A 13,143-nucleotide genomic window follows, 5' to 3' on the forward strand; every position below is an offset into this window, starting at 1 on the left:
AAAAATGCACAGAAAGACATTCTGTGCATTTTTGCTTGCTAGGAATTTAATATGGCTTTTAGTTGCGGGAACTGCAAGTCATGGAGCTGCTTGTATCTGCCGTCGTTTTGCAATAACTGTTCATGTGTTCCTTTTTCATGAACCTGCCCTTTTTCCAGGACAATTATTTGATCGGCATCATGAATGGTCGATAAACGATGTGCAATGACTATTGAAGTCCGGTTTATCAATAAACGTGACAAAGCTTCCTGTATCAAATGTTCGGATTCTGTATCCAAGGCCGCCGTTGCTTCATCGAGAATGATGATTTGCGGATTTTTCAAAAGTGCCCTGGCAATGGCAATGCGCTGTTTTTGTCCGCCTGAAAGCTTGACTCCGCGCTCTCCAATTTGAGAATCATAACCATCAGGAAAGGCACTGATAAAGTCATGCGCATTTGCTGCTTTGGCGGATTTGATGATTTCATCATCTGTAGCATCAAGTTTTCCATACACGATGTTATCACGGATGGAACCGTTGAATAAAATGATATCCTGGGAGACAACTCCCATTTGTCCCCTTAATGATTTCAGTGATACATTTTTGATATCATGGCCATCCATTTTAATAGTTCCATCTTGCGGATCATAAAATCGGATCAAAAGGCTCGTGATGGTCGATTTTCCTGCACCAGAGGAGCCGACCAGAGCGGTTACTTGACCAGCTTTCATGGTCAGGTTTAAATTGCTGAGCACGGGAACACCCTCATCATATGCAAAATCAACACATTGAAATTCAATTTGCTTTTTTATGGAAGGGAGTTCAATGGCATTTCCCTTGTCACTTATTTCAGGTTGAGTTTCCAATATTTCATTTATCCGCTCAAAGGCGGCGGCTGATTGCTGGACAATGCTGATGACCCGGCTAAAATTGCGAACGGGACTCTGCAGCAACCTTAAATAGGCGAGGAAGGCAACTATTAATCCTATTGTGAATTCACCTTCCATCACTTGCCAAGCACCGAACACAATGACTGCTACAAGACCGATATTGTTCAATAAATCAATAATCGGACCGAACATGGAACGTAGCCGAACGGACTTAACGTTTGCAGCCATATTTTCCTGATTACGCTCGGCAAACCGCCTTGATTCGAACTCTTCATTTGTAAAAGATTGAATGAGCCGCATTCCTGAAATGGAATCCTGTAACTGGTTGCTGACATCTCCTGCGGAACTTTGCACAGACCTAAATGACATCCTGATGCGTTTCCCGAATACCCTTGTGATATAGAACATGAACGGGAATGTAAAAAGAAGGACAATGGTCAGCTTCCAGTTAATGAAAAGCATGTATACCGCCACGGCAATGAAAGTCACCGTATCTGTCAAGACTTGGAGCATGCTCGAAGAAATGAGCTGCTGCAGTAAGTTGACATCATTGGTCAACCGGGACATTAAGTCACCAGTACGGTTTTTGTCAAAGAATTTCATATCCAGTGTTTGAATATGGTCATACATGCTATTCCGTATATCCATAATAGCCTTTTGACCGACCTTGGAAACGATATAGCTGTTAAAGTAGTTCAGTAAAGCCAATAAGATGCTAGCACAAAGAATTCCTGTGCCAATCCAGATTAACAAATCATATCTTTTTTCGGGAATGACTTTATCAATCGTAAACTGCGTCAACTGGGGGATGGAGAACTCAAGCAATGAAATGAAAAGCATTATACATAAAGTCAAAGTGCAAAACTTCCATTTGGATGGTACCCGATTGAACATTTGTTTGAGCATCAACCATATGCTTCCTTTTGAGGGTATTGCATGCAGGGCACTGCGGCCTTTGTGGCTGAATGGAATATGTCCTCCACTCATAACGATCACTCCTATTTAGACTATCCATGATGAATTTTGAAAGTCATTTGAATTTTACCTTAATGACTATCATAGAGCTTTTAAAAAAATAGACAACTTTTAATCGGTTCGTTTCTGTCAAAAAGTATTATTATTTTACACTTTCCTATAGGACATGGAATAATTAAAGGAGATTAGCGAGTCTTATAAGAGGAGATGCTAAAAATGAATGAAAATGAAAAAATCAGGGAAGAGCTTTTAAATGCGGTCAACGGACTATCGGATGAACAGCTGAACGCCCATCCTGAAACAGGACGATGGAGCATCATCCAGGTATTGGATCATTTATATTTAATGGAGAGGGCCATAACAAAGACCATATCCGATAAATTGAAAAGTGACGATAGTGTTCCTGCTGTGGATAAACCGATCGAGCTTACTTTAAATCGTGAAGTGAAGGTCCAGGCCCCGCCATTTGTCATTCCGTCAGAATCATACCAAACTTTGAGTGAGGTTAAGGAAAAGCTGTCCGAATCCCGAAAAGCTTTTGTACAGGTCGTTGTCCATGCAAAGGGAATTGATCTCGAACAAAAGTCTTTTCCACATCCTTTGTTTAAAGATTTAAGCTTGAAGCAATGGATCCCGTTCGTGGGACTTCATGAAAAACGGCATTTATTGCAAATTGAAGAATTGAAAGCAAAATTATAATGGAAGAAACTCATCCGTCTTTGGTTGAGTTTTTCACTTTCAGACAGATATTCGTAAAGGAAGGATTTTTCAGTGAAAGCCACTTGGGTAAGGACATGTTTGGTATTGGGCTTTTTAGGATTGTTACTGGGGCTCTTGTTCAAGTATATGCTTCCTCCTGATCTGGATGAAATCGAACTGACTGACGAGCTGAATCCGATTGTCGCCGAAAAAAAAGACGAGCTCATCCAATTGGCTAATGACAAAGGCATCCCGGTTATCATTACGGCGGGGTTCCGGTCTATAGCCGAGCAAAATGAGCTATATGAAAAGGGCAGATCAGACTCGGGCAACATCGTAACGAATGCAAGAGGTGGCGAGTCGCTGCATAATTTCGGTTTGGCGATAGATTTTGCCCTCCTTAACAAACAAGGCGAGGCCATTTGGGACATGAGTTATGACGGCAACGATAATGGAAAGTCGGATTGGATGGAAGTCGTAACCATCGCTAAAGAGTTAGGTTTTGATTGGGGAGGGGATTGGGCAGGGTTCAAGGATTATCCGCATTTACAAATGACATTTGGCTTAAGCCTGCGTGAGCTGCAGCAAGGCAAGCAGTCAAAAGGGCAGTGAAAGCAGTGGGCTTCGCTATAGGCCGCATAATTTTGACTAATAGCAGGAAAATAAGCATGTGAATTGCTTTACAGGTAAGAATTCGATAAAGTGGACTAGTGAGAAATCAGACATAAAGGAGTGCAGTCACCATGGAAGAAACAAAAAATTGCCGGGACTCTTTGGTCATAAAAACAAGCCTTGTCCTCCCGCCGGATACAAATAATATTGGTACGATGTTCGGAGGCAAATTAATGGCATACATTGATGATGTAGCGGCTATATCAGCCATGCGTCATGCTCGAAGCAACGTCGTTACTGCATCAACTGATTCTGTCGATTTCCTGCACCCTATTCACGAAGGAAATGCAGTTTGCCTTGAAAGCTTCGTGACGTATACGGGCAGAACATCAATGGAAATCATCGTAAAGGTGATTGCAGAGGATTTAGTTACAGGAGCGCGGAATTTATGCGTCATTTCCTTCTTGACATTTGTTGCCATTAATGAAGAAGGTAAACCAATTCCGGTTCCGCGTTTGGTTCCTGAAACAGAGATGGAAATGAATTTAAATGAATCAGCAAAACAACGGGCCCAAATAAGGAAAAAACGAAGGGAAGATACACAGTTCATTGCTAGTACTTTCGGAGTGAAACTGCCATGGACCGATCAATCAAATCCAGGATTATATAAATAAGAGACGCATCCCTTCTTTCTTATTAATGATTGAGACCAAATTCATTGTGATTTGGTCTTTTATTCAACGCCAGGGGTTTGGGGAAAAAATCAGTACTCACATCTTACAGCTTAACCGTATGGGAAAGAAATGTGAAAAGACGCTTGGATAAGTCCAAGCGTCTTTCTTATGTTATGGTTTGATACTATTAGCACTTTAGTCATCGCTTGCTAAAATACCAAAGAAGCGCAAGATGTTAATGAATAGGTTAATGAAATCAAGATATAGATTCAAGGCCATGAGCGGTACTTCTTCGGCTGTTACCCCGTAATGCTTCATTCGATTGAAATCATATAAAATATAACCACTGAAAACTAAAATCCCGATAAAGGAAAAGACCAGCATGGCTGTAGAGCTTAATGGAGAGAAAATGTTGAAAATGCTAATGACCACTAAAGCTAGCAAGGCCGCAAATAACATCCCTCCCAAGAAAGAAAGGTCCCTTTTGGTGGTTGTGGCATAAATCGCCAGTCCTCCAAATACGACTGTCGTCGTCACACCTGCCAGGATCACCACATTTGCCCCTGCAGCAGCTAGGTAGTGTGCGATGATCGGATAGGTCGTAATTCCAGAAATCAACGTAAAACTATACAAAAATGTGTAGCCGATGGCTTTTTTCCTCCGCAATATGAATGCTCCAATCAACATGGCGATCTCAAGTATCGCCAAGGGAAGAAACAACGATGGCGGTACAAGAGTGCCGAGAGCCATCCCTAAAACGGAAACGGCAAGTGATAAAGCGAACGTCCGCATGACGGACGGCATATATGTTTGTACAGTTTGTGAATACATTCAATCACCTCATCATTTATTTTCTACCGTTTTCTACGAATCTGTTTTAAAAAGGTTTCATTGCATTACATGAAAATTAGGTGTTTTTTTAAAAGTATTGAAATATATATGAAGTAATTACCTTTTCTATGATATTCTTGCAAATATACTAATTTTTCTGAAATATTAAAATACTTAAACCGGAACCATTCCGCGGTACGTTAAACGGCAAGGTAAATAAATGGGCATAAACTTTAAAATAGATATCTTGAAATAATAAATTCAAAATTATTGATTCTATATATTTAATCGGACTTCAAAACTTTACTGTATAACAGTTATAAAGGAAACGATTTTTTATTGCAGAAAATTATTCCTAAAGTTATAAAATATGAAAAAAATGTGATTATTTTCTAAAAAAACTGTTGTATAAATGTAATAAATTGATTAAAATTTTAACTAATTATCAGAAGATTAATTATTTTCCCGATAAAATAGTTTAGGGGGAGCAAGGATGAAGAAAGCTATTTTACAAATAGAGAACCTAACTACCTCATTTCGAATCGGTAACAAATATCATGCAGCGGTGGATGATGTTTCGTTTACGGTGAATGAAAATGAAATTGTAGCAGTTGTTGGAGAATCAGGTTGTGGAAAGAGTGCCTTGGCCTTATCTATCATGCAATTACATAATAAGCAGAGAACGAAATCCGAAGGAAATATCAATTATAAAGGTCAAAATCTACTAAAGCTGAATGATGTGCAAATGAATAAAGTCCGTGGTAAGGAATTGGGTATGATATTCCAGGAACCATTAACGGCTTTGAACCCGCTTATGACCATAGGAAAACAGATCGAGGAGAATCTTGATTACCATACTGAACTCTCCAGTGCTGAAAAAAAGAACAGGACAATCGAACTTTTGACACAAGTGGGAATTCCTTATCCTGAACGGACGTACAAGCAATATCCGCATGAGCTCTCGGGCGGAATGCGGCAAAGGGCAATGATATCGATTGCCATTGCTTGCAACCCTGCGCTGGTCATTGCCGATGAACCCACGACGGCACTGGATGTTACGATTCAAGCACAAATACTTGATCTGCTGAAGGATATCCAAAGCAGGACAAAAATGGGGATCATCTTAATCACACATGATCTGAGCGTCGTAGCTGAGGTCGCTGACAGGATCGTTGTCATGTATGCAGGTCAGGTAGTGGAAACGGGAAGTGTTAAAGAGATATTCAACAATCCGCTACATCCATATACGAGGTCGTTATTAAATTCGATTCCTTCGGCTGCACACGAGAAAAACCGGTTGCACGTTATTGAGGGAATCGTTCCATCGATAGCTAAAATGGATCGGATAGGATGTCGTTTCCAAGATAGGATTCCTTGGATACCTAAGCATGCGCATGAAGAGACACCCCAACTTCACGAAGTGGGCAACGACCATTTTGTGCGCTGTACGTGCTATAAAAAATTTTATTTTCAAGCTGAAGGAGATGCATCGGCCCATGACATTACTCAAATTAGATAATCTGAAAGTGCATTTTCCAATAAGGGGCGGTTTTTTCAGAAGGGTGGTTGATCACGTAAAGGCCGTGGACGGTGTTTCCTTTGAGCTGCAGCAAGGGGAAACATATGGGTTGGTCGGGGAATCCGGAAGCGGCAAGTCCACGACAGGCAAGGCAGTGGTCAAGCTGAATGATGTCACATCCGGACAAATCCTGTTTGAAGGCAGGGATTTAGCATCTTTAAGTAGAAAAGAAATTAAACCATTTAGAAAAGATATCCAAATGATTTTCCAAGACCCGTATTCATCATTGAATCCCAAGAAGAGGGTACTGGACATCATTGCCGAACCGCTGAGGAACTTCGAACGGTTATCACCTTCAGAGGAAAAGAAAATCGTCCAGGACTTCTTGGACAAAGTCGGACTCAGTCCGGAGTCGATTCACAAGTATCCTCATGAATTTTCAGGGGGACAGCGCCAGCGGATTGGGATTGCCAGGTCTTTGACATTGAAACCTAAACTGATCATTGCGGATGAACCGGTGTCAGCACTGGATGTTTCCGTTCAGGCACAGGTATTGAATTTCCTTCAGGATCTCCAACAGGAGTTCAATTTGACTTATTTATTTGTCGGTCATGACTTAGGTGTAATCCGGCATATGTGTGACCGGATGGGCGTTATGTATCGAGGTAGATTGGTAGAGGAAGGCAAAAGCGAGGAAATCTATGAAAATCCGCAACATATATACACGAAGCGCCTGATCGCCGCCATTCCGGATTTAGAGCCGGAAGTTCGCGAAGATAAAGTGCAGCTTAGAAAAAAACTCACCTCGGAATATGAGTCTACCTACTCAAAATATTTCGATGAGAATGGACGTGCCTACGATTTGAAGCCAATTTCATCGACACATAGAGTCGCATTACAATAAGGAGGTGGAAGGAATATGTGGAAGTTTATCCTAAGGCGTTTATTAGTTATGATCCCGCAGCTCTTTTTATTGAGCATCATCGTTTTCATGATGGCAAAAGCAATGCCGGGAGATGCACTGTCAGGTCAGGAAATAAATCCTAGGGCCAACCCGGCCGAGCTTGATAGGATCAGGGAAGAACTGGGTTTGAATGACCCCTGGTACCAACAATATATAAGGTGGGCATCCAATGCAGTACAGGGGGATTTCGGTATTTCCTATACACATAAGACGCCCGTCATGGATGTTATCGAAGACAGGCTTTGGAACACGGTGTTCCTGGCGTTGGTCACACTGATCTTTACATATATGCTTGCGATTCCATTAGGCATACTTAGCGGAAGGTATAACGATACCTGGGTGGATAAAACCGTTACGGGTTATAGCTATGTAGGATTTGGCACGCCGATTTTCATTTTTGCTTTAATCATGTTATTCGTTTTCGGATTTGCCCTGGATTGGTTCCCGTCTGGTGGCAGTGTCGATTCAAAGGTGGATGAAGGAACATTCGCCTATGTTGTAAGCAAGATCAATCATTTGATTTTACCAGCTTTAAGTACAGCTTTAATTGCAACAACAAGTACGATCCAATATTTGCGAAATGAAATCATCGATAATAAAATCAAGGATTTCGTAAGGACAGCGCGTTCGAAGGGTGTGCCTGAATCAAAAGTATATTCACGGCATATCCTGAGAAATTCCTTTTTACCGATAGCGGCATTCTTAGGTTATGAAATTACTGGATTGATCGGCGGCGCGGTCATAATCGAGACCATTTTCAGTTATCCGGGTCTGGGGCAGCTTTTCCTTAGTTCAGTCAGTCTGCGGGATTTCAGCGTTGTCACGGCCATCGTCATGATGACGGGATTTGCCACTCTGCTTGGCACTCTTCTTTCGGACATCATACTTAGTGCGGTCGATCCGCGCATACGGATAGAATAGGAGCGGGGTGAGTCTTATGGAAATGAAAGTAGAAACCGGAAAGAACATACAAGTTAACGATGTGAGCCCTTCAGGAATCAAAATCATCTGGCAGGAAATCAAAAAGGATAAGCTTGCCATGGGCTCATTGATTATATTAGCAGCCATATTGATTTTTGTTTACGGTGCGTCGCTCTTCATGGACGCCAAGGAAATAGCCAAGGTCGATTTCCTCTCCATTTATATGGAACCATCTTCAGACTATTGGCTTGGAACCGATTATGGCGGCCGGGATGTATTTGCACAATTGATAGTGGGTACAAGGAATTCATTCACGATCAGTTTATTCATAACATTATTCACCGCTATCATCGGTTTATCATTAGGGCTTCTGGCTGGCTACTTCGGCGGGGCAACCGATAATGTGATCATGCGTATTATCGATTTCGTGATTGCCCTGCCGCAATTGATGTTCATCATCGTTGTAGTCACGATTGTACCGATCTTCAATGTATATGTTTTCATTTTAATCATGACGATGTTTTTATGGACAGGTAAGGCCCGGCTGATTCGTTCAAAGGCTTTGTCAGAGCGTGAGCTGGATTATGTCCACGCCTCACAGACACTCGGGACGCCACATTGGAAAATCATCCTGTTTCAGCTTCTGCCCAATGTCAGTTCACTGATCATCGTTAACTTCATTTTGAACCTTGCTGGCAATATTGGCCTAGAATCCAGTTTGACTTTCTTAGGGTTCGGTCTTCCGGAGAGCACACCGAGTTTAGGGACGCTCATCAGCTATGCTCGAAATCCAGATGTTCTGGAAAACAAGTGGTGGATATGGGTACCCGCATCACTCATGATTTTAGTGTTGATGCTGAGTATAAATTTCGTTGGTCAAGCGTTAAAACGCGCCGCCGATGCAAGACAAAGAAGAGGATAAAAAAGGGGAGTGTATGATATGAAAATCAAAAGCTACAGTAAGGTATTAAGTGCATTGGCCATTTCGTCTCTACTGCTTGCTGCATGTTCGGATGATACGGAGAAATCATCAACGAAAGAGAAAAAAGGGAAAGATGTCGAACAGGTCGATACCTCTAAATTCCCGACAAAGACGACGAATCAAGGAGAGCCGATTGAAGGCGGCCATTTGACATATGGATTGGTATCCGATACCCCGTTTGAAGGGATATTAAACAAAGTTTTCTATCAAGGCGAACCTGATAACCAAGTTATCTCATTCTTTGATGAAGATTTATTGGATACAGACGAAAACTATGTTTTCACGAATGAAGGTGCCGCTTCCTATGAGATTTCGGATGATCATAAAACGGTTACGCTGACAATTAAGGATAATGTGAAATGGCATGATGGAAAGCCTGTGACAGGCGCTGATTTAGAATATGCATACCTTGTCATGGGAAGCAAAGATTATAAAGGTGTACGCTATGATGAACAAATGGCTTTAATCGAGGGTATGGAGGAGTATCATGAAGGGAAAGCGGACAAGATTTCAGGCATAAAAGTCGACGGCAAGAAAATCACTTTCACTTTCAAAAAAGCGAATCCTTCTGTCACGACCGGATTATGGACATACCCGCTTCATAAAGAATACTTAAAAGATGTTCCGATTGCAGATTTGGAATCATCGGATAAAATCCGTAAAAATCCGATTGGTTTTGGACCATTCAAAGTGAAGAAAATCGTTCAAGGGGAAGCGGTCGAATTCGAAGCGAACAAAGATTATTACCGCGGTGAACCTAAATTGGACAGTGTCACATTAAAAGTCGTGAATCCGTCTGTTGTCGTCAAGTCACTTGAAAATGGCGACCTCGATGTAGCGGAGGTCCTGGCGGAGCAATATGAACAGGCCAAGGAACTGGACAATGTCGAATTATTGGGGAAAGTTGAATTGGCTTATTCCTATATTGGTTTCAACTTCGGTCATTATGATAAGGAAAAAGAAGAAAATGTTATGGATGAGAATCCAAAATTCGGTGATAAACGCCTTCGTCAGGCAATGGCATATGCCATCAATAATGAAGAAGTTGGCGAAAAAATGTTCAAGGGCCTTCGCTTCCCTGCCAACTCTGTCATTACACCGAACTTTAAATATAACAATAAAGATGTAAAACCATATGAATATGATCCAGAAAAAGCAAAAAAACTTTTGGATGATGCAGGTTTTGTAGATACGAATAATGATGGCCTTCGAGAAGATGCAGATGGAAAAGAGTTCAAGATCAACTTTGCTTCCATGAGCGGTTCCGATGTTTCTGAGCCACTAGCGAAGTATTATATCCAGCAATGGGAACAAGTAGGTTTGGACGTTGAATTGCAGGATGGAAGGCTGCATGAGTTCAATTCATTCTATGACCTGCTGAAAAAGGATAATGACGAAGTTGATGTATATTCAGCTGCATGGGGTGTCGCTTCCGATCCGGATCCATCAGGAATTTGGTCCAGATCTGCAGAATTTAACTATACCCGCTGGGTGAATGAAAAAAATGATGAGCTCCTTGCTAAAGGGATTTCAGAGGAAGCCTTCGATGATCAATATCGAATCGATACGTATAATGAGTGGCAAGAATTGATCCATGAAGAGGTTCCGGTCATTCCGACATTATTCCGTTATCAATTGGCTGGAGTGAATGAACGTGTTACAGGTTATGATTATCTCGCAGGCCGCCAATATCAGTGGCATAATGTCGGTGTAACGAAATAATTTAATTGATGACAATCGGCTGCCTATATAGGCGGCCGATTTTTTTGCGTTTCAATGATGTGGATAAAGGTTATATAGATAATAGTAAGTAATTGGAAGGGTGATATTGATGGAAGTGAGAAACCCTAATGAAACAAAGAGAGAGTTAGAAATATTGTTTACTGAATCGGTTGGCCGTTTACTGAAACCTCTCGAAGAGGAAATCATTGCAGACATTGTAGCCTATCCAGACGAAAAGAGAATTGCCTTCTTGGAGTATATGAAGGAAATGTCCAACAAACAAAGACAGTTGAAGTAAGTTGAACTTTCATCATAAAGGAGGTTTTTTTAAATGAAAACCGAAGATATGGATAGATACAAAGTATGGCGCGATAAGTGGAAAAGAAAAGTGAATATGGAGAATTTAGCGTTATATGGAATTTCAACATTAGTTATGGCCATGTTGCCTGTCCTGGCTTTTATGAGTTAAATCGATTAAGGACCGCCTTTTGGCGGTCTTTAAATATGTTAAAAGTTGCCATGAAAAGATATAATGAAGCAAGAGGAAAGGAGAGATAATACGCATGAGTGTGATCGAAGAAAAAGAAATTATATCTTACATAAAAGAATTGGTGTCCATACCCAGCCCCTCCGGCTATACTGAGCAAGCCATTAAATACGCGGCCGATTTCATGGAGCAGAGGAAGGTTCCTTACAACATCACGAATAAAGGGGCATTGCTTGCCTCGTTAAAAGGCGAAGATGATGACAAACAGCGCTTGCTGACTGCCCATGTCGATACTCTGGGAGCCATGGTAAAGGAAATCAAGGCGAATGGCCGCCTTAAATTGGCGATGATCGGCGGTTTCCGCTGGAACTCAGTGGAAGGGGAGTATTGTAAAATCCATACAGCTGACGGAGCCATTATCACCGGGACCATTTTAATCAATCAGACCTCTGTCCACGTATATAAAAATGCCGGCGATGCCAAGCGTGATGATGAGACAATTGAGGTCCGGATAGATGCTATCGTGAAAACTAAAGCGGAAACCGAGGCCATTGGCATTTCTGTTGGAGATTTTGTCTCCTTTGAACCGAGAGTGGAAGTGACGGATACAGGCTTTTTGAAATCAAGGCATTTGGATGATAAAGCTAGCGTAGGCATCCTCCTTCATATCATTGACCTCATTTCCGCAGGAAAGATAAAATTGGCCTATACGACCCATTTCCTGATTTCCAACAATGAAGAAATCGGCTATGGCGGAAATTCCAATATCCCTGAGAGAACAGTCGAATATCTAGCAGTCGATATGGGCGCGATCGGTGATGGACAATCGACGGATGAATTCAGCGTATCCATTTGCGCAAAAGACTCCTCAGGTCCATATCATTATAAACTCCGTCAGCATTTAGTTTCACTTGCCCAAGCAAATGCCGTCGACTACCGAGTCGATATTTATCCATATTATGGATCGGACGCTTCCGCTGCAATCCGGGCAGGATATGATGTCGTACATGGTCTGATCGGACCGGGAATCGATGCATCACATGCCTTCGAGCGGACACATGTCTCTTCATTAAAGCATACAGCGAATCTGATTTTGCACTATATCCAATCAGAGTTGGTATAATCGTGAAAAAAGCCCGCATTCATGTGCGGGCTTTTAACTGTTTTTTAGCGATATTTTAATTATAGTATTGTGTTTTTAGTGAAATGCACGTGAATTTCGGTCATTTACTCGTGAAATGGCGTAATACTCGTGAATTTCGATCAAATACTCGTGAGTATTGGTGTTTAACTCGTGAGTTTAGGCCATTTACTCGGAAGTATTGGTGTTTAACTCGTGAGTTTGGGCCATTTACTCGTGAGTTTTAGTGTTTAACTCGTGAGTTTGGGCCATTTACTCGTGAGTTTGAGCGTAATACTCGTGAATTGGCGTAAGTACAAAAAATAAAGATTTACAATGATAATTCTTGTGGAGGTTCACCGTTGTTGTTCATCAACCGGATGCTTTCCGGCTTAATTTGCAGGATTAAATAATTCGGATCTTTCGGACCTTCGAACCAATCTTCAAATGATTCATTCCATAATTTATCCTTCAGTTCCTGAGAATCGTTTATTTTCGAGGTACCTGAGATTTCCAGGTAAGAATCGCCCAATCCTTTATTATCATAGCCGATCAGGATATGAACATTAGGATTCTTTTCAATTTCATCAATTTTTTCCGTCTTTCCGCTCGTTGGTGTGTATAAAGTTAAATCATCGTTAAAGAATGTCATATAGCGTGAATGTGGTTTGTTGTTTTCAACTGAAGATAAAACTCCTATTTTATGATCACGGATGATGTTCAACACTTTTTCTTTTATTTGGTTTTGGCTCATTTTTGCACACTCCT

Annotated in this window: 14 protein-coding genes; 11 read left to right on the forward strand and 3 right to left on the reverse strand. The window is 41.4% G+C overall.

Features of this window, described 5'->3' with window-relative positions:
- Positions 1-38: 38 nt before the first annotated feature.
- On the reverse strand, positions 39-1,856 hold the full coding sequence (locus ABC374_RS05505) for an ABC transporter ATP-binding protein (protein ID WP_413016412.1): 1,818 nt from the start codon (positions 1,854-1,856) through the stop codon (positions 39-41).
- A 204-nt stretch (positions 1,857-2,060) separates the two neighbouring features.
- On the opposite strand from ABC374_RS05505, the gene ABC374_RS05510 reads away from it, so the two are divergent.
- The 3 genes from ABC374_RS05510 (at position 2,061) to ABC374_RS05520 (ending at position 3,829) form a co-directional block, all read left to right on the forward strand.
- Entirely contained in the window at positions 2,061-2,543 is a 483-nt protein-coding gene (locus ABC374_RS05510; RefSeq protein ID WP_413016414.1) for a DinB family protein, read from the forward strand.
- 72 nt (positions 2,544-2,615) lie between these two features.
- On the forward strand, positions 2,616-3,155 hold the full coding sequence (locus ABC374_RS05515; protein WP_413016416.1) for a M15 family metallopeptidase: 540 nt from the start codon (positions 2,616-2,618) through the stop codon (positions 3,153-3,155).
- A 131-nt stretch (positions 3,156-3,286) separates the two neighbouring features.
- Positions 3,287-3,829: an acyl-CoA thioesterase gene (locus tag ABC374_RS05520; protein WP_034314279.1), complete on the forward strand. Its 543-nt coding sequence runs from the start codon at positions 3,287-3,289 to the stop codon at positions 3,827-3,829.
- Between the two features lie 195 nt (positions 3,830-4,024).
- Here ABC374_RS05520 and ABC374_RS05525 read toward each other — a convergent pair whose 3' ends face one another.
- The gene (locus tag ABC374_RS05525; RefSeq protein ID WP_101224033.1) at positions 4,025-4,660 is read right to left on the reverse strand and encodes a Bax inhibitor-1/YccA family protein; all 636 of its coding nucleotides are present in this window, start codon (positions 4,658-4,660) and stop codon (positions 4,025-4,027) included.
- 493 nt (positions 4,661-5,153) lie between these two features.
- Here ABC374_RS05525 and ABC374_RS05530 point away from each other — a divergent pair, with 493 nt between their 5' ends.
- The 8 genes from ABC374_RS05530 (at position 5,154) to ABC374_RS05565 (ending at position 12,378) form a co-directional block, all read left to right on the forward strand.
- Positions 5,154-6,179: an ABC transporter ATP-binding protein gene (locus tag ABC374_RS05530; RefSeq protein ID WP_350301841.1), complete on the forward strand. Its 1,026-nt coding sequence runs from the start codon at positions 5,154-5,156 to the stop codon at positions 6,177-6,179.
- Entirely contained in the window at positions 6,157-7,083 is a 927-nt protein-coding gene (locus tag ABC374_RS05535; protein ID WP_137018949.1) for an ABC transporter ATP-binding protein, read from the forward strand. The genes ABC374_RS05530 and ABC374_RS05535 overlap by 23 nt, the downstream gene beginning before the upstream one ends.
- Positions 7,084-7,098: 15 nt before the next feature.
- Positions 7,099-8,064, forward strand: coding sequence for an oligopeptide ABC transporter permease (gene opp4B / locus ABC374_RS05540; RefSeq protein ID WP_137018948.1), 966 nt, complete (start codon positions 7,099-7,101; stop codon positions 8,062-8,064).
- Between the two features lie 22 nt (positions 8,065-8,086).
- Positions 8,087-8,986, forward strand: a complete 900-nt coding sequence (locus ABC374_RS05545; RefSeq protein WP_413020278.1) for an ABC transporter permease — start codon at positions 8,087-8,089, stop codon at positions 8,984-8,986.
- A gap of 18 nt (positions 8,987-9,004) precedes the next feature.
- On the forward strand, positions 9,005-10,768 hold the full coding sequence (gene opp4A / locus ABC374_RS05550) for an oligopeptide ABC transporter substrate-binding protein (protein ID WP_350301843.1): 1,764 nt from the start codon (positions 9,005-9,007) through the stop codon (positions 10,766-10,768).
- A gap of 109 nt (positions 10,769-10,877) precedes the next feature.
- Positions 10,878-11,066 carry a hypothetical protein gene (locus tag ABC374_RS05555; RefSeq protein ID WP_034314269.1) on the forward strand — a complete coding sequence of 63 codons (189 nt, stop codon included), beginning with the start codon at positions 10,878-10,880 and terminating at the stop codon, positions 11,064-11,066.
- 33 nt (positions 11,067-11,099) lie between these two features.
- Positions 11,100-11,237, forward strand: a complete 138-nt coding sequence (locus tag ABC374_RS05560; RefSeq protein ID WP_413016419.1) for a hypothetical protein — start codon at positions 11,100-11,102, stop codon at positions 11,235-11,237.
- A gap of 94 nt (positions 11,238-11,331) precedes the next feature.
- Positions 11,332-12,378, forward strand: a complete 1,047-nt coding sequence (locus ABC374_RS05565) for a M42 family metallopeptidase (protein ID WP_413016421.1) — start codon at positions 11,332-11,334, stop codon at positions 12,376-12,378.
- A gap of 328 nt (positions 12,379-12,706) precedes the next feature.
- Here ABC374_RS05565 and ABC374_RS05570 read toward each other — a convergent pair whose 3' ends face one another.
- Entirely contained in the window at positions 12,707-13,129 is a 423-nt protein-coding gene (locus tag ABC374_RS05570; protein WP_101224469.1) for a pyridoxamine 5'-phosphate oxidase family protein, read from the reverse strand.
- Positions 13,130-13,143: the final 14 nt, after the last annotated feature.

This window comes from Peribacillus phoenicis, assembly GCF_047238085.1.
GTDB lineage: Bacteria > Bacillota > Bacilli > Bacillales > DSM-1321 > Peribacillus.